Genomic DNA, 23520 nt, shown 5'->3' on the forward strand with positions numbered 1-23520 from the left:
GATGCAACTTACCAAAGCAGAAGAACAAATAATGCACTATTTGTGGGAACTCGAAAAGGCTTACATGAAAGACCTGTTGGAAGTTTTTCCCGAACCAAAGCCGGCGACCACCACTGTAGCCACGCTATTAAAAAGGATGACCGACAAAGGTTTTATCAGCTATACTGAATTCGGAAAATCGCGTGAATACTTCCCGCTGATCCGAAAAGAAGACTATTCCAAAAAAGAAGTAACGAATTTCATTAAAGATTTCTTTAATAATTCATCAGCGCAGTTTGCATCATTTTTCACAAAAGAAACCGATATGACGGCCACTGAACTGGAAGAACTTCAGAAAATCATCGAAAAAGAACTTCAAAAAAAGAGAAAATGATACTGTATCTAATCAAATCAGGACTTTGTCTGCTGGCACTTTTCGGAATTTATCATTTTGTGCTCGGCCGTGAAAGAATGTACCAGTTCAACCGGTTTTATCTGTTGGTCAGTCTGGCGTTCGGCTTATTGATCCCTTTCAACACCATTGAAGAGGAAGCCGCTCCGGTTCAGCAAATCGCAAATGCACCGGAACTAACGGCAATTATAGGACAGCCGGCAGTCGTTATTTCAGAGGCTCAGGAATATTTCACCTTAGAAAATATACTTTTAGGTATTTATTCCATCATCACTTTGCTGTTGCTTTTTCGCTTTGCTAAAAATTTAGTAGCGATGTTTTTAAAGATTCGCCGTAGCAAAAAACTGATTATGAAGGGCTATACGCTGATTTTGACCCCTGAAAAAACACTACCGTATACCTTCCTCAGTTACATCTTCATGAACGAAGACGACTTCAACCACGATACGATTGAAACCGAACTGTTGGACCATGAAAAAACACATGTCCAACAGCGTCACAGCGTTGACATTCTTTTTATTGAATTGCTTCAGGTATTCTTCTGGTTTCAGCCGGCGTTATATGGTTTTAAGAACGCATTGCGCTTTAACCACGAATTTTTGGCCGATGAAGCCGTATTGCAAAAAGCTGTTCCGGCGGAGCAGTATCAAAATCTGATTTTAGCTAAAATTACCCATAAAAAACCGGTTCCATTTTCCAGTAATCTGGCCTATTTAGTAACCAAAAAAAGATTTATTATGATGACACGACAAACATCAAAAATTAAAGAGTTTGCCTTAAAACTTGCCGTTCTTCCGCTTTTGACCGGGTTAACCGTTTCCTTCAGCACTTATGAAGAAATCGAAACAACTGCTACTAAAACCACTACAACAGTACAAAAAACGGGGACAAAACCAAAAACAAAACAACAGGAACGAACTGTAACCGATGCAGAATATTTTGCAGGCGTTCGTTTTAATGTGTGTGAAAAAATACAGGGTTCTGAAGAAAAACCATTAAAATGGAGTAAAACCTATGAAGAATTCACCCCTGAAGATCATGAGAAATTCGGGAAATGGTTTGCAAATTTTCGTCAAAAACCAACGCCAAAACAATCGCCTACTTCAAAAGAACTGAACGATTTCAAAAACAGCAAAAAATACGCGATTTGGATTGACGGTGTAAATGTCCCAAACAGCAAATTAAACCAATACGAGCCCAAAGATTTTGCTTCTTTCTCCGGAAGTGTCATCTTAAAAAATGCGCGCACTAAAAAACATCCGCAACCGTTTCAATATTGGTTTTACACCCAAAATTATTACGTAAAAAACAAAATGGGTGAGCCGATACTGAAATATCCGGGAGAAACAATCGACCTTACAATAAGTAAAAAACCGGAAAAAAAGACAACGAAAACGACTGTAATTCAGGAATCAAAAAACCCTGACTTTCCGGGTGGAATTGGCGAATTCATGAAATACTTTGCGACCAATTTCAAATATCCGGAAAACCTAAAAACCACAGAACCTTTACGTTTGGTCGCCAGCTTCAATGTTACAAAAGAAGGAACCGTTAACGACATCAAAGTACTGAAAGGCTACTCACCGGAAATCGACCAGGAAATCATCCGTGTACTGAAAGCATCACCAAAATGGATCCCAGGGGAAAAAGACGGTAAAAAAACCGACGCCCAAATGACAATCCCGATACAGTTACAACCAAGATAAATGACTAAAAATCCGTTCGCTCCCGAGCGGATTTTTTGTTTAACTAAAATTGTATCAAATATTTACACCAAAAAATAAAATTTGGCGTTACATTTGCAGTATCATCATCAATCAATCTTATCATCATCATGTTAAAACGTTTCTTTATCCTGTGTTCCGGCGCAGATAGAACTTTGCTCGACTCTTGCAGCGAAGGCGAACAAACCAAGTATGTAGGCGTAGGTGCCACTGTTTTCTTTACGGCTGTGATGGCTTTCATCGCCGGAAGTTATGCGCTGTATACCGTTTTCGACAATGTGTATTATGCGGTTTTCTTCGGGATTGTCTGGGGATTACTGATCTTCAACTTAGACCGTTTTATTGTGTCGACCATCCGAAAGCGCGATAAATTCAGAAGTGAACTTTTACAGGCGTCCCCACGAATCATATTGGCCATGATTATTGCTATCGTAATTTCAAAACCGCTGGAAATCAAAATCTTCGAAAAAGAAATCAATACGGTTTTACTGAAAGAAAAAAACGAAATGGCCATTGCCAATAAAAATCAGGTGACCAATTATTTCAAAGGTGATGTCACGAAAAACCAGATGGAAATCGACAGCATCAAATCAGGCATCAAAGCCAAAGAAAAAGAAGTCGCTGATTTGTACCAATCCTATATCACCGAAGCCGAAGGAACCACGGGAACCAAAAAAATGGGAAAAGGACCTATTTATAAAGAAAAACGTTCCGCGCACGATTTGGCCTTAAAACAGTTGGATTCTTTAAAAACAGTTTCTGCAAAAACAATCACTGAAAAAGAAACCAGAGCCAAAACCCTGCAGGCCGATCTGGACAAAAAAGTAGCCGATTCCAAACCTATTATCGACGGTTTCGACGGACTGATGGCGCGTATTAATGCCTTAGGAAAATTACCTTGGCTGCCGTCATTCTTCATCATGCTATTGTTTTTAGCGGTGGAAACTTCGCCGATTATTGCCAAATTGTTGTCCCCGCGCGGTGAATACGATTTCAAACTGGAAGACAATGAAACAGCACTGAAAGTCCATATAGAACAGAATGTACACCAGCGTAATCTGCAGAAACAAACCGATGCGTCCATTTATGACAAAGTCTATGCTGATATTCGGGAAGACAAAGAAATCTACGATTACAAACGCAAAGCTGCTTCAGAATTACTGAAACTGCAGTCGGATGCGTACGTGGAAAAGCAGAAGAATGTCATGTAATTCACGTAATACGTCCCAAAAAACTGTTAAATAAACCGGAATTTATATTTTTGCTGAAAATGCTTCAATGAAACCTATATTTATTTTCGTTTTCTTTCTTTTTTCGAACCTTATACAATCGCAAAGCATACAAGGCAACGTAAAAGACAAAACCTCTAACGAACCCTTAGCCGGCTCAACGGTCTTTATTGTTGAGAAGAACAAAACTGTTGCATCCGACGCCAATGGAAACTTTGAAATCAACAATCTTGCTTCAGGGACTTATGTCCTTAAAGTAAGTCATGCAGGATATCTGACTGAAATCAGAAAAGTGAACATTAATAAACGTGAAGCTTTGTCATCGGTTATTATTCCTTTGGAGAAAAACTCCAATCAGTTAGAGGAGCTTGTGATTTCAAGTGCTTTTTTCAACAGTACAGCAAAAAACACCTATCAAACGGCAGTTGTCAAAAAAGAAAATTTACAGAAAATTGGCGCGATCACCATTATGGATGCCATCAGAAAAGTCCCGGGTGTAGATGCTATTTCGAGCGGAACCATAGTCGCAAGACCTATTATCCGCGGCTTGTCCGGGAACAGGGTTTTAACCATAACCGACGGGATGCGTTTTGAAACCCAACAATGGGACGACGAGCACGGAATCGGCCTCAACGAACTGGGTATCGACCGGGTAGAGATTATAAAAGGTCCGGCCAGTTTTTTATACGGACCGGAAGCGATGGGCGGAATCGTCAACTTCATCAATGAGCAACCCACTGCGGTAAACACGAAGAAGACTTCTGTTTCAAGCCGATTGTTTTCCAACAACCTGGGGGCGAATTCTGAAGTTTCCTATCAGAGTTCCAAAGAAAAATTCAATTGGGGCATCAGTGCATTAGGACGCTTGCATTCCGATTACTTCTATAAAGGGTACAGCTTTAGAGTTCCGAACACAAGGGTTCTGGAATATGGCGCAAAAGGCTATGCCGGCAAAAACTGGAAGTGGGGTTCTTCCACTGTGAATTACACCTTCAACAAAGCGTATTACGGGATTTTGGACGGAAAAGACATTGTCAAAAAACCGGACGGCAGTATTGTTAACATTGACAGTCTGGAAGCTGAAAAATTCCCATTTGAAATCGAAGCGCCTTTCCATACCGTAACCGATTACCGATTAAGTAACAAATCGACTTTCCTTGCAGGTAAATCCAAATTTACTTCAATCATTGGGTATCAGATTAACAATCGTACGGAGAATGAGGAATCCAAAAGTTCCAAGAAAGGTTATAGATACCTGAATATGAACCTGAATACGTTTACTTACGATTTAAAATGGTACGTACCGGAATGGAAAAAAATCTCCTCCATTTTTGGGATTCAGGGACTCGAACAAAAAAACCGCAACCTGAAAAATGCCGCAGCAAAACTAATTCCGGATGCCCGCATAAGTGATTTAGGTTTTCTAAACGTCACCAAAATGGATCTGGATTTTGTCACCTTCAGTGTAGGACTTCGTTATGACAAACGCTGGCTGTCTTCCGGCTTTATCGACAGCAACACTTCGGTTCACAAATCATATGATAATTTCAGCACTTCTTTTGGCAGCAGTTTTAAAGTAGGCAAGAATTTTACGGGACGCATCAGCTACGGTTCCGGATACCGAACCCCGAATTTAAACGAACTGTTTTCAAATGGTGTTAAACTGGAAAGCCAGCACTATGAAATCGGGAATTTGAATTTCACCAAAGAAACCAACAATGAAATCGATTTTAATTTTGTGTACAACGACAAAGATTTCAGTATTGAAGGAGCTGTTTTTAACAACGCCATCAACAATTACATTTTTATTGCTCCGACCGGTTTAGAGGTTCCAAGCAATTTGGATCCTACCGTTGACGTTCCGGAATACAAATTCTATCAGACTGACGCAAGAATATACGGTTTTGAAGCCGGCATTACCATCCATCCCACTGCCGTAAACTGGCTTGCTTTAGAGTCCAAAATATCAGCCTTAAAAGGAAGACGACTTGACAATGATTCTTATTTACCGATGATGCCGCCTACCAAAATAATGAATTCGGTCACCTTAAACCTAAAAGACTTCCACCATTTCACTAACAGCTTAATCATCCTAAGCACAACCTCGGCTTTAGAACAAAACAAAGTTGCGGAAAACGAAAGTAAAACGAATTCCTATACGCTGTTAAATGCGACCATCGGAACCACGTACAAAAAAATTGAATTTACCTTGGCCGGAACCAACATCCTGGACAAACAATATTTAAATCACATGTCGAGATTTAGGTCGTATGACATTATCGAACCCGGCATCAACGTTACCTTAGGGGTTAAGGTACCGCTCAATCTATAAAAAAGGAGGTTTAAAACCTCCTTTTTTATTACATATACTGTAAAACTTCCGCTTTCAGTTTGTCGTATTCGCCCTGAAGGATCAAACCGTTATCTAACAGTTTTTTATAGTTCTGCAGTTTCGCGAACAATTCTTCGCTGGACATTTCGTTTAGTTTTTTCTCCCCTGTAGCGGCTTGCTGTACCGGTTCTGTATAAGTTTCCTGAACTGCCGGTGTGGTTGGCATGATTTCCGCGAAAGACGTTACTTCTTCGGTTTCCACCTCTTCCACAATGTCTTCCTGGATTGGCGCAGCCTCTACTACCGGAGCTGTTTCCGCAACAATTGGAGCAGCCGCAGCTGTTGCCACAACTGGATTTTTCAGAGCATCCATTTGTTCTTTCGCGAACGTATACAATTTTCGCGCTTGATTTTTAGGCAGATAATCCACCGTATGGGTCAACTCATTTTTAGTGGTAAATGTATATTCCGAACCTAAAATACCTTCTTTTACAAAAGACGCGGCAACCTCATCCCAGTTGAAATCGATAAATTCCATGGACAATCCCAGGTTTTTCGGCTTACAGATGATAATACGTTTGTTCGTTACCACGATGCTGTCCGGAAACACGGTGATCGCAGGTTTTTTCTGTACGGCGATGTACCCTACTTCTTCGTTGGTCATTAATAGGTTTTCCAGTTTCGAAGTGATTTTTTCAATCGCTTTCGGATCCTGGTCTTCGTTTAATATTTTCTTTAAATTGTCAATCATACTGTTTTAATAAAAAGTTTAGTCGTCGAATTTGTCGCAAAAGTAATGCCTATTTTTAAGATTCTATAATTTCCTGCTGTTGTTTTTTCGTTAAACTCTTAAAAACCAAACCATACGAATGGTCAATAAGCTCCTTAACAAAAGTATCCGGAACCGAACCGTTAATTTTTACCGTATTCCAATGCACTTTGCTCATGTGATAACCCGCCTGGATATCGTCATACTGGCCTCTCAATTCCAAAGCCCAATCGGGATCGCACTTTAAATTCACGCCCGGCGTTCCTTTTTCCCATTCCTGCAAGGAAGACAAGGCGAACATCTTCCCACCTACTTTAAACACCAAAGTATCTTCATCAAACGGAAAATGTTCGGTCACGCCTTTTTTGGAGAGGCAATAGTCGTAATACACATCAATGGTCATTTTCTATTATTTTAAATGTTTCCGGAATTCAGAATTTAGAATTCATCATTCAAAATAGTATAAAGTATCGGTTTACTCGGGCTCGCATCATTTTCAAACGACGCAATCTGAAGGTTTAGTATATAGCTGCCGTCTGCGATTTTATCATCCACATATATCAGTTCCGTGATGGTGCTTTGCATTCTCGCGTCGCTGTTCAGTTGGTTCACGTCTCTCACATTCCAGAAAGCTTTGTGTGCTAACAGTTTTCCCTCGTCGTGTTCTTTATCCACACTAGGCAAATCAATCAGTAAATGTTGGATGTCGCTTTCGCGGATGAAGGTCGCGGCTTCTTCCAGCAAATAAGGCCAATTGGTATTGGAATATTTTTTGGATTCTTTTTCAGCGGAATTTGGCAAGGTGCGAATGACGATGGCTTCCGGTGATTTTCCTTGTAAAGCCTTTTCAATATGACTCTTAGTGATTACAAAATCATCCCCTAATGCTTCCGGCTGAACCGAAATGACTTCGACCGTAAAAAAGAATTGCTTCAGGTATTGATTGATACTGTAAAACTCCCGCGTGATATGACCTAAACACTCCGTATGCGTCCCGTGGCCATGCGGATTGAAAAAGATATTGTTGAAATTGGTAGACGAACTGCCTTCCGATACTTTTCCCACCCAATCCCCAAAACGAACGGGTTCGATCTCCGGTTTTTCGATGTACCAGGCAATTGGATTTTGATCGGTATTGGAAAGGGGTAACGAGATATCAAGTGGTTTCGACAAATCGATTTTAAATTCTTTATTCTGATGGGAAATGGTCGCTAACATTAAGGATTGGATTTATTCCTCCAAATTTAAATAAAATAAATCCGAAGCAATTCCGTCGCAGAAGAATTTTCCTTTTTTAGTGGTGCTCAGGATGTTGTTTTCGATTAGCAGCTTTTCATCTTTCAGATAACGTTCCGAATTTTCCAGCAGGTAATGCAGCATGTTTTCGCCAAATTCGGTTTTAATTCTTTCCAGCGAAACACCCCAAACCGTTCGCAATCCGGTCATGACGTATTCGTTATAGCGGTCGGTTATAGTAAGCGTTTCGATTTCTCGGGGCAACTTATCTTCGGCTAAAGCATTGATATAAATTGCATTGTTAGCAATATTCCAGCTTCGGTTTGTTCCGTCATAACTGTGCGCCGACGGCCCGATTCCCAGATATTTTTTTCCCAGCCAATACGCGGAATTGTTCTTCGAAAAATACTCCGGTTTCCCGAAATTGGACAACTCATAATGCACAAAACCATTAGCCTCAAGTTTATCAACCAACAATAGAAACTGTTCATGGGCTACTGCATCGTCGGGTTGTGGTACGATTCCCTGTTTGATGAATTTCTGTAAAGCGGTTTTCGGCTCGACTGTTAAGGCATAACTGGAAATGTGCGGGATATTCAAATCCAGCAGCGTCTGAATGTTTTGCTGCCATTTTTCGTTGGTAAGCCCCGGAATCCCATAAATCAAATCGGCGGTGATGTTGTCGAAATAACGCGTGGCTGTTTCCAGGCATTTTTTAGCTTCATCGGCGTTGTGTGCACGGTTCATCAGCTTTAAATCTTCTTCATAAAACGACTGAATCCCAATGCTCAAACGATTGACTTTGTTTTCCGATAAGGCAATGATTCGTTCTTCAGACAAATCATCCGGATTGGCTTCCACCGTAATTTCCGGATGTTCAGCGACCGTATAATTCTTATATACTTCATCAAGCAACAACCGCAAATCTGCAACCTCTAATATAGAAGGTGTTCCCCCGCCAAAATAAATGGTTTCAACGGTTTCATCGGCAAATTCATCTTTGCGCAGACGGATTTCTTTGGCCAAGGCCAGCACCATTTCGTCTTTCTTCTTCAGGGAAGTCGAAAAATGAAAATCGCAGTAATGACACGCCTGCTTGCAAAAGGGAATATGGATGTAAATGCCGCTCATATTAGTATACCATCGCAGCCGCAGTTAACAGTACTGGGACTGAAAACCGAGACTGAAAACTATTTTTTTACTCTGTTCTCGTTCTGTTTCACAAAAGCATCCCAGCCGGAATAACTTTTTCCGATCTCGACTTTTCCCGAATTGAAAAAATGACAAACCGCCGCCGCCAAACCATCGGTAGAATCGAGATTTTTGGGCAATTCTTTCAACCCTAACAACTGCTGCAGCATTTTTGCAACCTGCTCTTTACTAGCATTTCCGTTTCCGGTGATGGCCATTTTGATTTTCTTGGGTTCGTATTCGGTAATCGGGATGTCACGTGACAAACCTGCCGCCATGGCAACGCCTTGTGCGCGTCCTAACTTTAACATTGATTGGACGTTTTTTCCGAAGAAAGGCGCCTCGATCGCAATTTCATCAGGATGATAAGTGTCGATCAATTCGATAGTACGCTCGAAAATCCTTTTCAGACGCATATAATGATCGTCCATTTTGTTGAGCTGCAATTCGTTTAACTGAATGAACTCCATTTTTTTGTTTACCACACGTATGAGTCCGAAACCCATAATGGTCGTCCCGGGGTCGATTCCTAATATGATGCGTTCGTTTGCCACTCTTTTTTGTTTAAAAGTACAAGGTTTAACCGTTTAAGTTTGTTTCTTTGTACTGATGATTTCCGTATCCGACAAAGCTAAACAATTCCTGGTTCTTATGGTCAAACTTTTGATTGTAAGCGGGGCATTTTATTTTATTTACAACCATCTGGCCACGAACTCAGAAATGGACTGGCCGAAATTCGTTTCGCTTTTAAAAGAAAAACAATCAATCGGAAACATCACCCTGATTTTGTCGCTTACCTTTCTGAACCGCTTTCTTGAAATTTTAAAATGGCAGAATTTAGCCGGAGTGGTTCGCAGGATTTCACTCGGAGAAGCCACAAAACAGGTGTTGGGCGCGCTGACGGCAAGTTTGTTCACGCCTTACGGTGTTGGGGAATACATTGGCAAAACCTTGTTTTTTGAAAAAGACAAGGCCAAAAAAATCATTTTCCTGAACCTGATCTGTAACGGCATCCAAATGGCCCTGACGACCGTTTTCGGGATTTTCGGCTTACTGTATTTTAACGCCTATTTTGAGGTGATCACTCCAAAAATCATTTATTTTATCTTTGGTTTTTTCACCCTGCTGGGAGCGATTTTGCTTTTTCGGAACAAAATTACCTTCAGGGGCTATTCTTTTGAAAAACTGATCCACAAAATCAACCAGATCCCTAAACCCGTTCATCGGAAAAACATTTTCTTGGGTCTTGGACGCTATTTGGTTTTTTCACATCAGTATTATTTCCTATTTTTAATTTTCGATGTGCAACTGCCTTATTTACTGTTGATGGCCGCCATTACCAGTGTCTATTTTGTTGCCTCGTGCCTGCCCAGCTTCCAGTTCCTCGATTTTGCGGTAAAAGGAGGCGTTGCGGTCTATTTTTTCGGACTGTTGGGTGTAAACGAATGGGTAGTTGTGTTTATCAGTATGCTGATGTGGCTGCTCAACACCATGATCCCGGTGATTATCGGAAGTTATTATGTTTTAAATTTTAAAGCGCAATGGAAATCGTAAACTTATTGTTCGTCCTGATTTTTATAAATTATGTCCTTTTTATCGGATTGCTGATTTGGGGGTTTTCCAAGGTAAAATCATTTGAGAAAACCAATGCAGAAGTCAAAACCGGTTTTTCCGTGGTGATTCCGTTTCGCAATGAAGAAAAAAACCTTCCGGATTTACTCGAATCGTTTTCCAGGCTACAGTATTCCAAAGATTTATTCGAACTGATTTTCGTCAACGATGATTCCAAAGACGAATCCGAACGGGTGATCAACCGCTGGCGCATAGAGAACCCGTGGGTACATTTGACCATTCTGGACAATGTCCGTATTTCCAAATCCCCTAAAAAAGATGCCATCCAACGTGCCGTGACCATTGCTAAACACACTTGGATTATCACTACCGATGCCGATTGTCAGGTACAACCCGACTGGCTTTCCACCTTTGACAGTTACATCCAGCACAACGATGCCGAAATGATAGCCGGAGCGGTTAACTTCCCAATGAAAGGATTCTTGCTTTCCCATTTCCAGCAAATGGATCTGTTAAGTTTACAAGGAGCGACCATCGGAAGTTTTGGTTTGAAAGAAGCGTTTATGTGCAACGGTGCCAATTTCGCATACAGCAAGCAATTGTTTTGGGACCTGGAAGGATTCAAAGGTAACAACCATATCGCAAGCGGGGATGATGTTTTCCTCCTGCAAAAAGCCTTTACAAAAGTCCCTGAAAAAGTACATTATCTGAAATCCCGAACAGCTATTGTGACAACAAAACCTGAAAAAAGCTGGGTACAATTATTCAAGCAAAGAGTACGTTGGGCGTCTAAGGCAACTGCGTATCAGAGTGATTTTTCAAAAGGGCTTGCCATTATCGTTTTACTGGCCAACCTGACCTTATTGGTTTGCGGAGCATTAGTTGTTTTCAAAATACTGCCTTGGGAATTTTTAGCCGTGTTGTTCGGTGTAAAAGTACTTACGGACGGTATCCTGATGTTCAAAACCAACCGTTTTTTGAGCATGTGCCTTTATTCGTTACCGATTAGCAGTTTACTGTATCCTGTTTTCAGTACAATTGTAGCGGTTTATTCTTTGATAGGAGGATTTGAGTGGAAGCGGGAGAATATTAAATAACCGTTTCCTTTTTCTTCAGAACCATATACAGCAGACAAACCACTGTTAAGGACACAAAAAACATGCCCATTGAGCTTACAATCAAATTCCCGATTTTAAGTAACATTGCTCCTGCCATAAAGCGCAGACTTTGAAGTATAATGGTCCCCAATACGACAAAAGCCCAAAAATTCAAACTTGGAGCGCTTTTTACATTTAATGTTCGTGGTTCTTTCCCAAAAACATAACCGATAACGATAAAACCGAAAAGGGTACTGGTGTGCTGTACTAATTTATACACCGGAATTCCTGATACTTCTAATTGCAGCACTGCCAACTTCCCCACAAAATATCCTGTCTTATGGGTAAAAGCATCCCAAAAAAGATGGGAAACAGCCCCTATCAGTACTGAAACGGACACGACAAGAAAATTTCTTCTGAAATAAATCCACCAATCCGTATCCTTCAACAATTGCAGCCGCGACCGAAAAAATAAAGGCAGGTTGTCAACCAATTTCTTTTTAATAAGCTGATGAAACATCAAGGAGACAATAATCGCGACGGGTAAGTTAAAAACCAACAACCCTAAAAAAGTATGACTGATGGAACTCTGCACTTTCAGCCTCAAAAAATATTCGAAGTCCGGAGCCATTGCCCCTGCTATGAGTCCTGTCGCCGAAACGTTTCGCCATTTCGCAAAAGGAAGTACGATGGCCGGATGGGCAAATGTAAAGGGCATTATTCCGTTTTTAAAATAACCGGCAAGACAAACTGTGTTTTCACGGGAATCCCTCTTTTGATCGCCGGATTGATTTTTGGGAAATCTACTAATTTAGTGTGCAAGATGCTGTCAATCTTTATTGTATCGTAGGCCACGCTGTCTTTTGGAAATTGCGGCTCAAATTTCAGGGTGGCATCCGGGAAGACGGTCACTTTTACTTCTATGGTATCCATTTCCGGATAAAGGATTTTCAAGGTATCCACACTCAATTTATCCTGAATGGTCTGGGTTAAATATTCAAAAAAACATTGTCTGCGCTGGGCTTCGTCGGTGATTACTTCGCAGGCATCCACGGTCGGGAAGGCATCAACTTTTTTCCAGTCGATTTTCTGCAGTTCGTTTTGCAGCAATTCCTCTTCAGACGGGGTTTTCTTATCAAAAAGTTGACAGGACGCCAGCATCAGCGAAAAGAAAAACAGCACCAAAAGTTTTTTTAGCATGAATATTGTACCTTTAAAGGTCAAAAATAGTAAAAAAAATATGGAATACTTTTTATTGATCACCGGATTTATCTGTATGCTTGTTGGAATAGCGGGCAGTTTTTTACCTGTACTTCCCGGACCACCCATCAGTTGGGTAGGACTTTTATTAATTTACCTCACAAAAGCTGTCCCAAACGATTACCTGGTATTGGGAATCACACTGGCTATTGCAATCTTTGTAGGTATCCTTGATTATGTCATTCCGGCTAAAGGCACTAAGCGTTTCGGCGGGAGTTCTTACGGCATCTGGGGCACGAATATCGGATTAATCGTGGGGCTTATCGTCCCAATTCCTTTTGGGGTGATCATCGGGCCTTTCGTAGGAGCATTGGTTGGCGAACTGATTTACGATAGCCAGGACCATAGGCGTGCCATGAAAGCGGCCACAGGTTCATTCATAGGTTTTTTGGCCTCCACTTTTATAAAATTTGTAGTGTGCGTAATCTATTTAGGATTATTTCTGATGAAAGTTTGGGAATACCGAAGCAGTTGGTTTTAAGTCCCCTTGGCCGGAAGAAATGTAATGGCAATCCCCGCTAAGATGATTACGCCACCGACAAGCATCTGAACCGTAATGATTTCCCCTAAAAAAAACCAGGCGATGATTGACGTTACCAACACTTGAGAAAGCAGACTCAGCGAGACACGGTTCGCTTCCATTTTCTGAATGGCGAAACTAATCAGGGTCCAGGCAATCAGCTGACAGACTATGCCCTGCACCAACAAAACACTCCATACCGAAGAGGAAAATCCGGTAAACGGCTGATCAAGAATCAGACAAAGCAATCCTAAGAAAACACTCGACACCGCCATACTGTAGGTTATAAAACTTACGGAAGACAGCTGGCGCAAAACATATTTGCTGAACAGCATATACGCCGCATAAAAAAGCCCGGACAAAACCCCGAACACAAATCCGAGGTCGAATTTTAACTGCCGAAAGGTTTCGACACCAATCAATACCACCATACCGACGAGTGCCAAAAGGGCACCTATCCAAAAATTACGGTTGGGCTTGTTGGGCAGAAAGAAAAACATGCTGAGCCCTACCCAAACCGGTGCCAAATTGGTAAGCAATGTCGCTTGAGTGGCCGTAGATGCTTGAATAGCAATATTCCACACGGCAATATCGGAACCAAAACAAACGCCGCACAATACAAGAATCCAGGTAGTTTTGGTGTTGGGTTTTTCCAGTTTCTTCTGAAACAATACGATCGGAAGGATCACGATAAAAGCAATCGCCATGCGGTAAAAAGCAGAAGTCAAACCGGCAACAGGCGTTCCTTTCACCAAAACCGGAAAAATGGAAATGCAGAAAATCCCGATTGTCAAAGCCACTTTTTCGTTCCTCATCGTTTTGCAGATTTCCTTTAAAGATATAAAAAAAGCCCCGATAATCGGAGCTTCTTCTTTACTTGTCCCGTCTCAAAACGGGAGGATTCAAACCCGTCTCGTCCTTAAGACGAGATGACAGGCCGGTATACTAACCGCTAATCATGCGTTCAAGCGAGGCTCTGTTTAGCTTTTTTATTCTTTTCTCTTCGATTATAGCAGCTTTCTTGGATTCGTAACCGAACTTATAAACAAGTTCCCAATCTTTTGCTCTGGAAGTATAGGTGCTCAATCCCAACAAATGCGATTCAAGTCTTCCTTCAACACCAGAAGTAAACCCTTTATAATAAACGTCCAATGATTTTAAGTAAAGGATATAAACGTAGTACATAATTTCACAAATAAAAAAAGCCCCGATAATCGGAGCTTCTTCTTTACTGGCGGTCTGGACGGGACTCGAACCCGCGACCCCATGCGTGACAGGCATGTATTCTAACCAACTGAACTACCAAACCAGTGCTGTATTTCGAGTGCGAAAGTACTATGCTTTTTGGCTATTTGCAAGTATTTTGAAAAGAAAAATCAATAAAAATTATAAGTCACTGAAAGCCAGTTTTTAAAAAAGGAAAAGGGTTGAAATCAAAAAAGCCTTCCAAAAATGGAAAGCTTTTCATTGGTCTAACTACTAAACCTGGTACTTTCGTACCTAAACAACACAACTAATTTTAAATTTCTTAAGAGGGCAAAAAAGCCTTTCTTTGTATCGAAAGGCTTTCCTCTTTTACTGGCGGTCTGGACGGGACTCGAACCCGCGACCCCATGCGTGACAGGCATGTATTCTAACCAACTGAACTACCAAACCAGTGCTTTATTGCGGATGCAAATATACAACCCTTTTTTACTTCACCAAATATTTTTTCAACTATTTTGAAATTATTTTCCACAAACCTTACCCAAACCTTTGTTTTTCAATCAAATAGGTCGTCATTATTTTTTCAAATTTCTCGTCCACCGACACCGGAACGTACTTAATTTTGTACTGTGAACAAGTGTTCGCTACCTTATCAAAATAGGCTTCCACGAGTTTTTCATACTCCGTTTTAACGTTTTCGGCAAAAAGATTGACCTGCTCACCCGTTTCCAGATCGATAAACTTACGCGGCGCATTGTCGAAATCGAATCTAAATTCCGTTTTCTTATCTATAACGTGAAACAAAATTACTTTATGTTTGTTATGCTTCAAATGTTGTAAGGCCTTAAACAAACGCTCATCGTCTTCGCCCTGAAACATATCCGTAAAAAGAACAATCATGGAACGACGGTGCATTTTTTCGGCAATATGGTGCAGGTACGTGATCGTATCGGTCGCTTTGGTTTCCTTTGGCGTTTCCAATACTCGCTCCAACTGATCGAGCAACATGCGGTGGTGGCGCTCGCTTCCCTTTTCCGGCGCATAATATTCATAGGAATCCGAATAAACACTTAAACCAACAGCATCGCGTTGTTTTTTTAAAAGATTCATTAAAACCGCCGAAGCCAGTACCGAAAAACCGATTTTGTTCTCGTAAAACAATTGCCCATCCTGAAGCTTTGGATAATGCATGGACGAGGAATTGTCGATGATTAAATGACAACGCAAATTGGTTTCTTCCTCGAAGCGTTTGGTATACAGACGATCGGTTTTAGCGAACAGTTTCCAATCGATGTGCTTGGTGCTTTCCCCGGCATTGTAGATTTTATGCTCAGCAAACTCAGCGGAAAAACCATGGAACGGCGATTTGTGCATCCCGGAAATAAAGCCTTCCACGATTTGGTTGGCCAATAATTCAAGATGCTGAAAACTGGATATTTTTGCGATTTGATTGTCTAAGTTCATCTCTCAAAGATATTGAAAGATTTAAAGATTGAAAAATTAAACGATTCCAAAAATAAAAATGGCTTCCTTTTAGCCCTGATAGGGCCGAGTGTTAAGAAACAGTCCAGTGGACTGTTTTAACGAAGGAGCCAGGTGGCGCAATGGCCGCTACCGTGTAGCGCGGATAGCAGGGACAAGGATTCCAAAAACGCCGGAACCCTTCGCTCAAAAATTATTTGTTTAGTTTTTCCTCAATTGCTTTCAGCCTGTCTTCCAAAGACTTTACTTTATCCTCAAGCTGTTTGTTTTTTTGCTGTTCTTTCTCGATGATTTCCTGCTGCTCCTGAACCGCTTTAACCAACGGAACCACAAACTCTGCATAACGCAAGCCGTAGAAATCGGCCTGGTTTTTAGGCTTGTCCACGCCACTGAAGTCAAAATTGACCGCTTTAGCTGCCTGTTCCACTTCCTGCGCGATAAATCCAGTGGTAGTCTCGGAATAACGGTCGCCACGCAACGGAGTTCCTTCTGTTTTACTTTTGGAAACGCCTGTCATTTCGTTGATTTTTTCATTGTTCAGACGATACGTAACCGGACGCAGTTGCTGAATGAATTTTAATCCCGGCACATCTTCTTTTATGTTTTCCTTGAAACGCCCGTCTGAAATATTGGTCCAGTTCTGGTAACCGCCAATCGAAGTCACAAAAACATTTCCAATGCGTACCGAATTACTAGCGGTAGCTGTTGCATCAATCCCTAAACAAGTGGTATTGAAGAAAGTATTCGTATTAGGCCCTGTGTTATACCCTAAAGCCGTATTGTACGATCCTGTGGTTGTGGTGGTAAGTGAAGCGCCTCCAACTGCCGTATTTTGGAAACCGGTGGTATTAGCAACAAGGGAAGAAGTTCCGTTAGCAACATTATAATACCCCGTTGAATTGGCAAAAAGTGACCCATTCCCACTTGACACGTTATAATTCCCTGTCGTATTGGCCACCAAAGCACCCCGTCCTATCGCAGTATTACCAACTCCGGCAGTATTAGTATAAAGCGCATTCAACCCAACAGCAACATTATCACTTCCTGTTGTATTGGACCTAAGCGCCTGAGTTCCGACCCCTAAATTATAACTCCCTGTTGTATTGTATGCCATAGTGTTCCATCCACTGGCGGTATTATAACTCCCTGTAGTATTCTCATTAAGCGCACCTACCCCCGTAGCGGTATTACCAATTCCTGTTGTATTGGCATTTAACGCCTCAAAACCTATGGCGGTATTCTCATTTCCGGAAGTATTAGCCCTAAGTGAAGCATACCCACTGGCCGTATTACTTACCCCGTTGGTATTCGAATAGAGTGCATAACTTCCGTCAGCAGTATTATTATTCCCTGTGGTATTAGAAAACAATGCGCTCGCACCGGCAGCAGTATTTCCCGAACCCGTTGAATTAAAGTTTAAAGCTTCAGCCCCGGTGGCCGTGTTTCGGCTTCCAGTAGTATTATCACGTAAGGTCGCTATTCCGGTTGCTGTATTAGAACTTCCCGTTGTGTTACCATAAAGCGCACTGTTACCGGTTGCAGTATTGTCGTTTCCGATGGTATTGGAAAACATGGCATTTAGTCCGGTTGCGGTATTTTCACTTCCAGTCGTATTGGTATAAAGGGCCGCATACCCGGTCGCAGTATTATAGCTACCGGTTGTGTTGAGATTCAACGAATACCCTCCGGAAGCCGAATTAAAACTCCCTGTTGTATTGGCATAAAGCGTACCACTTCCGTTGGCTGTATTAGCCGATCCTACAGTATTGGAATACAAGGCATTATATCCTGTCGCTACGTTTTCGACTCCGGTAGTGTTGGCACGAAGAGATCTGTAACCCACTGAGGTATTGTTGTTCCCTGTGGTATTGAAATACAGAGCTTCTACCCCATTGGCTGTATTATTATTCCCGGTCGTGTTACTCATTAATGCCTGCACACCAGTCGCACTGTTATCGTTTCCGGTGGTATTCCAATACAAAGCGTTTCTACCTGTGGCCGTGTTCTGATATCCCGTGGTATTTGAATTTAATGAAAAATACCCACTGGCTGTATTGCTGTGACCTGTAGTATTGTAACGCATTGCATTAGATCCTGTTGCTACATTATAAGAACCTGTTGTATTAACGTTTAATGCATTATATCCTGTAGCGGTATTAGCATCTCCAGTCGTATTATACCGAAGTGCCTCAAATCCTGTTGCCGTATTTCCCCCTCCTGAAATATTCGCCTGAAGCGCATAACCCCCCACAGCCGTGTTTGAAAACCCTATTGTATTAGCAAACAATGTACTGTATCCCAAAGCCGTGTTTGAAGCCCCCGTAGTATTATTATTTAATGAGCCATAGCCAACTGCAGTATTATTCGTCCCTGTAGTGTTAAAACGGAGTGCAAAAACCCCATTCGCTGTATTATTGCTTCCTGTTGAATTATTGTACAAAGCTAAATAGCCAGTTGCTGTATTGTAATTCCCAGTCGTATTGGAGTACAACGCGTTATTCCCACTGGCAGTATTAGCACTTCCTCCTGTATTGGAATAAAGCGATTGTGTTCCCAGGGCCGTATTATTCGTTCCACTTGTATTGCTGTACAAGGACTGATAACCAACTGCCACAAGGTGAGAGGTTCCAGTATTGGAAAATAAAGCAAAAGTCCCCAAAGCTGTATTATAAAACCCTGTGGTATTGCCATAAAGGGACTGTGACCCCATTGAAATATTCCCGTATCCGGTTGTATTTTGAAAAAGAGACTGGTACCCGTCAGCCGTGTTTCCGCTTCCGGTGGTACTGGAAGTCATTGCATACGTACCGGTAGCTGTATTAAAAGAGGCCGTTGTACTAGATTTCAGAGCAGAATATCCGTTTGCCACATTTTCCATTCCTGTCGTGTTCGCCGCCAAGGCATAGCCACCTCCTGCCGTATTTGACAAACCAGTAGTATTAGAGCCCAAAGAGTAGTTTCCTGTCGCTGTATTATTAAATCCAACGGTGTTGCTAAAAAGAGCATGTTCCCCAGTAGCCACATTATAATACCCTGTTGTATTTTGGAAAAGTGCAAAATGACCTACTGCAGCATTACCTCTCCCTGTAGTATTGGAACGTAATGCAGAAATCCCAACCCCTACATTATCGTATCCGCTTGTGTTAGAAAACATAGCACCAACTCCGATTGCTGTATTACCATCACCAGTTGTATTACTAAACAAAGCCGCATACCCGTTAGCCACGTTACTGTCTCCATCGATATTGCTGTATAGAGCATTAACCCCAATAGCTGTGTTTTGGTGACCAAAATTATTATTATACAAAGCCTGAAACCCTACTCCTGTATTTCGCATACCGCCGATGTTGGCAAATAATGACCTGTACCCTACACCAGTGTTTTCAATACCTGTGGTATTGTTGTACAACACATCATGTCCAACCCCCACAAGATTTGAAGTGGTCGTATTGGAAAATAAAGCATTATCTCCCACCGCAACATTAAAATTCCCCGTTGTATTGGAACCCAATGCTGCATATCCGTTGGCGGTATTGGCATTTCCGCCCGTATTTAAGGAAAGTGAATTCGCACCGTGAGCAACGTTGTAACTCCCTGTTTCATTAGCAGCAAGCGACGAAGATCCAAAACCGGTATTAAAGTTACTTACATTATCTCTTCCCGACTGATAACCAAAAAAGGCGTTCCCGATCTGGTCAATACTTCCTGCTTTTTGATTGTTCACTCTAAAATTTAAAGGAGTATTATCTTTAGTTCCTATAAAATGGGTGCCGTCAACTGTTCCTGAATTACCGGTAAGCTCCCAGCCCGCATTTCCTTTTACGCCAACCCAGCTTACCAAACCATTATCCCAATAATAAAATCCCGGTTGTTTCCCCGCAACTGTTGTGGTAAGATAGACCATCATCCCTGTTTGTGCGGCTGTCGGATTAACGGCAGGAAAGGCGTCAATTTTAGGAATAAGGATTCCGTCTGTATTGGAAGGCGCTGCCTGATTACTGGATTTAATATCCAATTGAGCGTTGGGAGAAGTGGTGTTGATTCCTACCTGAGAAAAGGATTTCAAGGAAAACAATACCAGAAGAACTAGAATTTTTTTCATAAGTGATTATACGACTGATTATACTTATGGGGCATGCAAAAATGGCGCTACTTTGTTTCTTAAAAAAATGGTAATAGACGAACGACTTTTTAAATAGACGGACGACCTGGTTTTTCTTAAAAAATTTATACATTTGGCTCATTGGCAATCCCTTATGAAAAAACTAAATTGCATCATAATCGACGACGACGAAATCGACAGGCTGACGGTGGTTTCGCTTGCCAAAAAATTTCCGGTTTTACACATAGCCGGAGTTTTTGAATCAGCCGAAGAAGCGCTGCCTGCAATAGAAAATGAAGAAATCGATGTGTTGTTTTTAGACATTGACATGCCCAATCTCAGCGGGATGGATTTCAGAAAAAAAACCATACACATTCCCGTTTGTGTATTCATCACTTCGCATCCGGAACATGCCGTAAAGAGTTTTGAACTGGAAACCCTAGACTTTATAGTAAAACCTGTAAAACTGGATCGCTTTTCCCAGACCATGAGCCGCATTGAAGAGTTTATGGAAATCAAACACAAAGCCTCACTATTTGAAGCCAGTATCGGCGGGGACACTGTTTACATAAAGGAAGGGCATCAACAAACAAAGGTTAAACTCCACGACATCCTCTACTTAGAGGCATTAAAAGATTATACGCTGATTGTAACTTCACAAAAAAGACATTGTGTTTTGTCCAGCATCGGCACTTTGCTTAAGGAAAGTCATTTTCAGTCTTTTGTCAGGATCCATCGCAGTTTTGCCGTACAGAAGCAATATGTGAAAAAAATCGGCGCGCAGGAAATTGAACTGAACAATAATGTTATGATCCCTATTGGCAGAAGTTATAAGGACAATTTAAGTTTGATTGCATGAAAAAAACCAGTTTGATTCTATTCTTACTGTTTTCCGTTGTGGTTTTTTCCCAGAATCAAAACCATGCTACCAAGCTGTTACTCGATGCCTGTGAAACAGCCAAAAACGATGGCAATTACAAAGAACTGATCGTATTGGCCAACAAAGGCATTGCCTCAGCCAAAAACGATTCTTATTTAATGGCGCGTTTCTCTTTTTACAAAGCTTACGGCTATGAATACGACAACAACCAGTACGAAAAAGCCATTCCGCTATTTGAAGCCTCATGGAATTTCGCAAAAAAAAGAAAAAACCTGAAGGAAGAAACACTGGCCATCATGCGCCTGAACTACCTGTACTATTCCACCAAACAGTTTCAGAAGCGTAAAAATTTAATCCGTCATATCGAAACGGTATTGGACACTACTAAAAGTGTGTATACGCAAGGCATCCTGAACGGTAGCTTAGGCGAATACTATCTGGACAACTCGGAAATCGAAAAATTCATCGGTTACAAACTGAAAGCCATCGAATACCGTAAAAAATTCCCGAAAGACGACACGAAAAACATCGTTAACATTGGTATTTCCTATTCACAGATTGGTCAGGCCTACATCAAAATGAAACAGTTCGACAAAGGCATTGAGTATTCCAATTACGCTAAACCCTATCTTACAGGATCGCCTAATGCAATGGCTTTTTTATACAACGATTACATCAAATGCTACACTGGCAAACAAAATCTGGACAGCCTTTCAAAATATTATAACGGTATTTACAAATTGGTTTCCGAAGAAGATTCGCTGCACATCAGTGTCAGTGGTGCCAATCGCTATATGGCCGAATATTATATTTCGAAAGAAAATCTTGAAAAGGCAGCATTCTACACCAGGAAAGCCATGTTTTTCGCTAAAAAATCCAACGACGATGAAATTCTCATGGAAGCCCGGGTTACCGAAGGCAAACTGCTTTTCAGGCACGGGAACTATGCCAAAGCCATCGACGTTTTTAAGCAAGCTTCCACGCACGCCTACGAGTTTGATAAAAATTCGTTCATTGTGATCAACCAGTTGCTTTCGGAAAGTTATGCGCAATTGGGAGATTGGAAACAGGCCTTTGCTTACCATAAGATTTACACCCAGGCCAATGAAAAAATGCTGAACGAATCAGCTAAACAAACAATTGCCAATGCGGAAGCCAAATTCCAGAACCGAAACAAACAGGAGAAAATCAATCTTTTGTCTGCGGAAAATCAGTTAAAGAACCTTCAGATTGAAAATACGCGTAAAAAACAGATTTATCTGGGGATCGGGTTTGTCTTTCTTTTGACCATTGCGGGCTTATTGTACCGACAGAACCTCAACCGAAAACGCACCAACAAAAAACTCAAACGCTTAAATACCGAACTCGATCAGGCCAACAAAATCAAGACACAGTTTTTCAGTATCTTAAACCACGATTTGCGAAGCCCGGTAGCCAACCTTATTCATTTTTTACACTTGCAGAAAGAAAATCCGGAACTTTTTGATGAGGAAAGCAAAAAACGCCTGCAAAACAAAACTCTGGCCGGTGCAGAAAACCTTCTTGACTCCATGGAAGACCTCCTGCTTTGGAGCAAAGGTCAAATGGAAAATTTTAAACCGCAGCCTAAAAACATAGCCGTGGCACTACTCTTTGAGGACACCGCAAAACATTTTTCCAGTGAGGAGCAGGTGAAAATTATTTTTGAAAACAGCCAAAACGTTCATCTCTTTACCGATGAAAATTATCTAAAAACCATCATCCGGAACCTTACCGCCAACGCTGTAAGAGCACTGGAAAAAACCCAAGATCCAAGTATTATCTGGAAAGCCTGGGAAGAAAACGGACAATACTTTTTATCCGTAACCGACAACGGCCCCGGCGGTACCCAGGAACAGTTCCGTGCGCTGTATGATGAAAAAGAAGTGGTCGGGATTAAAACCGGTTTGGGACTCCATCTTATCCGCGACCTTGCCAAAGCCATCAATTGTAAAATTACCGTGGAGACCCATCTGGAGCAAGGCACCCGTTTTACATTAAGCTTTGCATAAAAAAAGCCTAACTTTCGTTAGGCTCCTATCCGTATACTGAAAAAATCAGATTATAATAACGCGTCGATTGCTTCCGTGTAAGTGTTTTTAGGAGCAACACCTACTTGTCTTCCAACCACTTCTCCGTTTTGGAACACCAATACTGTAGGAATGTTACGCACTCCGTATTTTGCAGCAAACTCCTGGTTCGCGTCTACATCAACCTTACCGATTACGGCTTTACCAGCATACTCTTCACTGATTTGATCGATAATAGGCGCTACCATACGACATGGTCCACACCAAGCTGCCCAAAAATCCACTAATACCGGTTTATCTGATTTTAATACTACTTCTTCGAAAGTAGCATCTGTAATTGCTAATGCCATTTTAATGTTGTTTAAAATTGTTGAACAAAAATAGTACTTTATTTTAAATCGCAACCGCTTTGAAAATCAGTTTTGATTATGCTGTGATTGGTATTTTTTATCAGGAGCTTTTTCCCGCTGTACGCTCTATC

21 protein-coding genes and 2 tRNA genes are annotated in these 23520 nt (G+C 41.4%); 9 read left to right on the forward strand and 14 right to left on the reverse strand.

Annotated features, from left to right (window positions below; genetic code table 11):
* Position 1 precedes the first annotated feature (1 nt).
* From ACWPKD_RS07645 to ACWPKD_RS07660, 4 genes are all read left to right on the forward strand, one after another.
* Positions 2 to 373: a BlaI/MecI/CopY family transcriptional regulator gene (locus tag ACWPKD_RS07645; RefSeq protein ID WP_455412091.1), complete on the forward strand. Its 372-nt coding sequence runs from the start codon at positions 2 to 4 to the stop codon at positions 371 to 373.
* Positions 370 to 2097, forward strand: a complete 1728-nt coding sequence (locus ACWPKD_RS07650; RefSeq protein ID WP_455412092.1) for a M56 family metallopeptidase — start codon at positions 370 to 372, stop codon at positions 2095 to 2097. The genes ACWPKD_RS07645 and ACWPKD_RS07650 overlap by 4 nt, the downstream gene beginning before the upstream one ends.
* A gap of 128 nt (positions 2098 to 2225) precedes the next feature.
* On the forward strand, positions 2226 to 3326 hold the full coding sequence (locus ACWPKD_RS07655; RefSeq protein WP_455412093.1) for a DUF4407 domain-containing protein: 1101 nt from the start codon (positions 2226 to 2228) through the stop codon (positions 3324 to 3326).
* 67 nt (positions 3327 to 3393) lie between these two features.
* Complete coding sequence (locus ACWPKD_RS07660; RefSeq protein WP_455412094.1) at positions 3394 to 5676, forward strand: TonB-dependent receptor; 2283 nt, start codon at positions 3394 to 3396, stop codon at positions 5674 to 5676.
* 28 nt (positions 5677 to 5704) lie between these two features.
* Here ACWPKD_RS07660 and ACWPKD_RS07665 read toward each other — a convergent pair whose 3' ends face one another.
* The 5 genes from ACWPKD_RS07665 to ruvC are packed head-to-tail and all read right to left on the reverse strand — an operon-like array spanning position 5705 to position 9426.
* Positions 5705 to 6427, reverse strand: a complete 723-nt coding sequence (locus ACWPKD_RS07665) for a PH domain-containing protein (RefSeq protein WP_455412095.1) — start codon at positions 6425 to 6427, stop codon at positions 5705 to 5707.
* A gap of 55 nt (positions 6428 to 6482) precedes the next feature.
* Positions 6483 to 6848, reverse strand: a complete 366-nt coding sequence (locus ACWPKD_RS07670; protein WP_455412096.1) for an MmcQ/YjbR family DNA-binding protein — start codon at positions 6846 to 6848, stop codon at positions 6483 to 6485.
* A 35-nt stretch (positions 6849 to 6883) separates the two neighbouring features.
* Positions 6884 to 7663, reverse strand: a complete 780-nt coding sequence (locus ACWPKD_RS07675) for a cyclase family protein (RefSeq protein ID WP_455412097.1) — start codon at positions 7661 to 7663, stop codon at positions 6884 to 6886.
* 12 nt (positions 7664 to 7675) lie between these two features.
* Positions 7676 to 8812: a radical SAM family heme chaperone HemW gene (gene hemW / locus ACWPKD_RS07680; RefSeq protein ID WP_455412098.1), complete on the reverse strand. Its 1137-nt coding sequence runs from the start codon at positions 8810 to 8812 to the stop codon at positions 7676 to 7678.
* A gap of 59 nt (positions 8813 to 8871) precedes the next feature.
* Positions 8872 to 9426: a crossover junction endodeoxyribonuclease RuvC gene (gene ruvC / locus ACWPKD_RS07685; RefSeq protein ID WP_455412099.1), complete on the reverse strand. Its 555-nt coding sequence runs from the start codon at positions 9424 to 9426 to the stop codon at positions 8872 to 8874.
* A gap of 55 nt (positions 9427 to 9481) precedes the next feature.
* On the opposite strand from ruvC, the gene ACWPKD_RS07690 reads away from it, so the two are divergent.
* On the forward strand, positions 9482 to 10426 hold the full coding sequence (locus ACWPKD_RS07690; RefSeq protein ID WP_455412100.1) for a hypothetical protein: 945 nt from the start codon (positions 9482 to 9484) through the stop codon (positions 10424 to 10426).
* On the forward strand, positions 10414 to 11541 hold the full coding sequence (locus tag ACWPKD_RS07695; protein ID WP_455412101.1) for a glycosyltransferase family 2 protein: 1128 nt from the start codon (positions 10414 to 10416) through the stop codon (positions 11539 to 11541). The genes ACWPKD_RS07690 and ACWPKD_RS07695 overlap by 13 nt, the downstream gene beginning before the upstream one ends.
* On the opposite strand, the gene ACWPKD_RS07700 is transcribed toward ACWPKD_RS07695, so the two are convergent.
* Both ACWPKD_RS07700 and ACWPKD_RS07705 read right to left on the reverse strand, forming a co-directional pair.
* Positions 11534 to 12259: a DUF4184 family protein gene (locus ACWPKD_RS07700; RefSeq protein ID WP_455412102.1), complete on the reverse strand. Its 726-nt coding sequence runs from the start codon at positions 12257 to 12259 to the stop codon at positions 11534 to 11536. The genes ACWPKD_RS07695 and ACWPKD_RS07700 overlap by 8 nt on opposite strands.
* Positions 12259 to 12741 carry a hypothetical protein gene (locus ACWPKD_RS07705; protein ID WP_455412103.1) on the reverse strand — a complete coding sequence of 161 codons (483 nt, stop codon included), beginning with the start codon at positions 12739 to 12741 and terminating at the stop codon, positions 12259 to 12261. Before ACWPKD_RS07705 ends, ACWPKD_RS07700 begins: the two co-directional genes overlap by 1 nt.
* Positions 12742 to 12781: 40 nt before the next feature.
* On the opposite strand from ACWPKD_RS07705, the gene ACWPKD_RS07710 reads away from it, so the two are divergent.
* Positions 12782 to 13282, forward strand: a complete 501-nt coding sequence (locus tag ACWPKD_RS07710) for a DUF456 domain-containing protein (RefSeq protein ID WP_455412104.1) — start codon at positions 12782 to 12784, stop codon at positions 13280 to 13282.
* Here ACWPKD_RS07710 and ACWPKD_RS07715 read toward each other — a convergent pair.
* From ACWPKD_RS07715 to ACWPKD_RS07740, 6 genes are all read right to left on the reverse strand, one after another.
* Entirely contained in the window at positions 13279 to 14136 is an 858-nt protein-coding gene (locus tag ACWPKD_RS07715; protein ID WP_455412105.1) for a DMT family transporter, read from the reverse strand. The two genes, ACWPKD_RS07710 and ACWPKD_RS07715, sit on opposite strands and share 4 nt — an antisense overlap.
* Before the next feature lie 130 nt (positions 14137 to 14266).
* Positions 14267 to 14506: a GIY-YIG nuclease family protein gene (locus tag ACWPKD_RS07720; RefSeq protein ID WP_455412106.1), complete on the reverse strand. Its 240-nt coding sequence runs from the start codon at positions 14504 to 14506 to the stop codon at positions 14267 to 14269.
* 47 nt (positions 14507 to 14553) lie between these two features.
* Positions 14554 to 14630, reverse strand: a tRNA-Asp gene (locus ACWPKD_RS07725).
* 270 nt (positions 14631 to 14900) lie between these two features.
* Positions 14901 to 14977, reverse strand: a tRNA-Asp gene (locus ACWPKD_RS07730).
* 87 nt (positions 14978 to 15064) lie between these two features.
* A complete protein-coding gene (locus ACWPKD_RS07735; protein ID WP_455412107.1) occupies positions 15065 to 15991 on the reverse strand; it encodes a DUF58 domain-containing protein in 927 nt (308 codons plus the stop codon).
* Between the two features lie 211 nt (positions 15992 to 16202).
* Positions 16203 to 20111: a tail fiber domain-containing protein gene (locus ACWPKD_RS07740; RefSeq protein WP_455412108.1), complete on the reverse strand. Its 3909-nt coding sequence runs from the start codon at positions 20109 to 20111 to the stop codon at positions 16203 to 16205.
* A 154-nt stretch (positions 20112 to 20265) separates the two neighbouring features.
* On the opposite strand from ACWPKD_RS07740, the gene ACWPKD_RS07745 reads away from it, so the two are divergent.
* Together ACWPKD_RS07745 and ACWPKD_RS07750 are read left to right on the forward strand one after the other, a co-directional pair.
* Positions 20266 to 20970 (forward strand): LytR/AlgR family response regulator transcription factor, encoded by a 705-nt coding sequence (locus ACWPKD_RS07745; RefSeq protein ID WP_455412109.1) that lies wholly within the window; start codon positions 20266 to 20268, stop codon positions 20968 to 20970.
* The gene (locus tag ACWPKD_RS07750) at positions 20967 to 23021 is read left to right on the forward strand and encodes a tetratricopeptide repeat-containing sensor histidine kinase (protein ID WP_455412110.1); all 2055 of its coding nucleotides are present in this window, start codon (positions 20967 to 20969) and stop codon (positions 23019 to 23021) included. The genes ACWPKD_RS07745 and ACWPKD_RS07750 overlap by 4 nt, the downstream gene beginning before the upstream one ends.
* A gap of 50 nt (positions 23022 to 23071) precedes the next feature.
* On the opposite strand, the gene trxA is transcribed toward ACWPKD_RS07750, so the two are convergent.
* Positions 23072 to 23389 carry a thioredoxin gene (trxA, locus tag ACWPKD_RS07755; RefSeq protein WP_313805038.1) on the reverse strand — a complete coding sequence of 106 codons (318 nt, stop codon included), beginning with the start codon at positions 23387 to 23389 and terminating at the stop codon, positions 23072 to 23074.
* Between the last annotated feature and the right edge of the window lie 131 nt (positions 23390 to 23520).

Source organism: Flavobacterium pedocola, assembly GCF_053764385.1.

Coding starts and splice junctions, on each gene's coding strand:
- ACWPKD_RS07710 (WP_455412104.1), top strand. CDS start 12,782: ATGGAATACTTTTTATTGATCACCGGATTTATCTGTATGCTTGTTGGA.
- ACWPKD_RS07675 (WP_455412097.1), bottom strand. CDS start 7,663: ATGTTAGCGACCATTTCCCATCAGAATAAAGAATTTAAAATCGATTTG.
- ACWPKD_RS07695 (WP_455412101.1), top strand. CDS start 10,414: ATGGAAATCGTAAACTTATTGTTCGTCCTGATTTTTATAAATTATGTC.
- ACWPKD_RS07745 (WP_455412109.1), top strand. CDS start 20,266: ATGAAAAAACTAAATTGCATCATAATCGACGACGACGAAATCGACAGG.
- ACWPKD_RS07720 (WP_455412106.1), bottom strand. CDS start 14,506: ATGTACTACGTTTATATCCTTTACTTAAAATCATTGGACGTTTATTAT.
- ACWPKD_RS07750 (WP_455412110.1), top strand. CDS start 20,967: ATGAAAAAAACCAGTTTGATTCTATTCTTACTGTTTTCCGTTGTGGTT.
- ACWPKD_RS07705 (WP_455412103.1), bottom strand. CDS start 12,741: ATGCTAAAAAAACTTTTGGTGCTGTTTTTCTTTTCGCTGATGCTGGCG.
- ACWPKD_RS07700 (WP_455412102.1), bottom strand. CDS start 12,259: ATGCCCTTTACATTTGCCCATCCGGCCATCGTACTTCCTTTTGCGAAA.
- ACWPKD_RS07655 (WP_455412093.1), top strand. CDS start 2,226: ATGTTAAAACGTTTCTTTATCCTGTGTTCCGGCGCAGATAGAACTTTG.
- ACWPKD_RS07665 (WP_455412095.1), bottom strand. CDS start 6,427: ATGATTGACAATTTAAAGAAAATATTAAACGAAGACCAGGATCCGAAA.
- trxA (WP_313805038.1), bottom strand. CDS start 23,389: ATGGCATTAGCAATTACAGATGCTACTTTCGAAGAAGTAGTATTAAAA.
- ACWPKD_RS07690 (WP_455412100.1), top strand. CDS start 9,482: ATGATTTCCGTATCCGACAAAGCTAAACAATTCCTGGTTCTTATGGTC.
- ACWPKD_RS07645 (WP_455412091.1), top strand. CDS start 2: ATGCAACTTACCAAAGCAGAAGAACAAATAATGCACTATTTGTGGGAA.
- hemW (WP_455412098.1), bottom strand. CDS start 8,812: ATGAGCGGCATTTACATCCATATTCCCTTTTGCAAGCAGGCGTGTCAT.
- ACWPKD_RS07650 (WP_455412092.1), top strand. CDS start 370: ATGATACTGTATCTAATCAAATCAGGACTTTGTCTGCTGGCACTTTTC.
- ACWPKD_RS07735 (WP_455412107.1), bottom strand. CDS start 15,991: ATGAACTTAGACAATCAAATCGCAAAAATATCCAGTTTTCAGCATCTT.
- ACWPKD_RS07740 (WP_455412108.1), bottom strand. CDS start 20,111: ATGAAAAAAATTCTAGTTCTTCTGGTATTGTTTTCCTTGAAATCCTTT.
- ACWPKD_RS07670 (WP_455412096.1), bottom strand. CDS start 6,848: ATGACCATTGATGTGTATTACGACTATTGCCTCTCCAAAAAAGGCGTG.
- ACWPKD_RS07660 (WP_455412094.1), top strand. CDS start 3,394: ATGAAACCTATATTTATTTTCGTTTTCTTTCTTTTTTCGAACCTTATA.
- ACWPKD_RS07715 (WP_455412105.1), bottom strand. CDS start 14,136: ATGAGGAACGAAAAAGTGGCTTTGACAATCGGGATTTTCTGCATTTCC.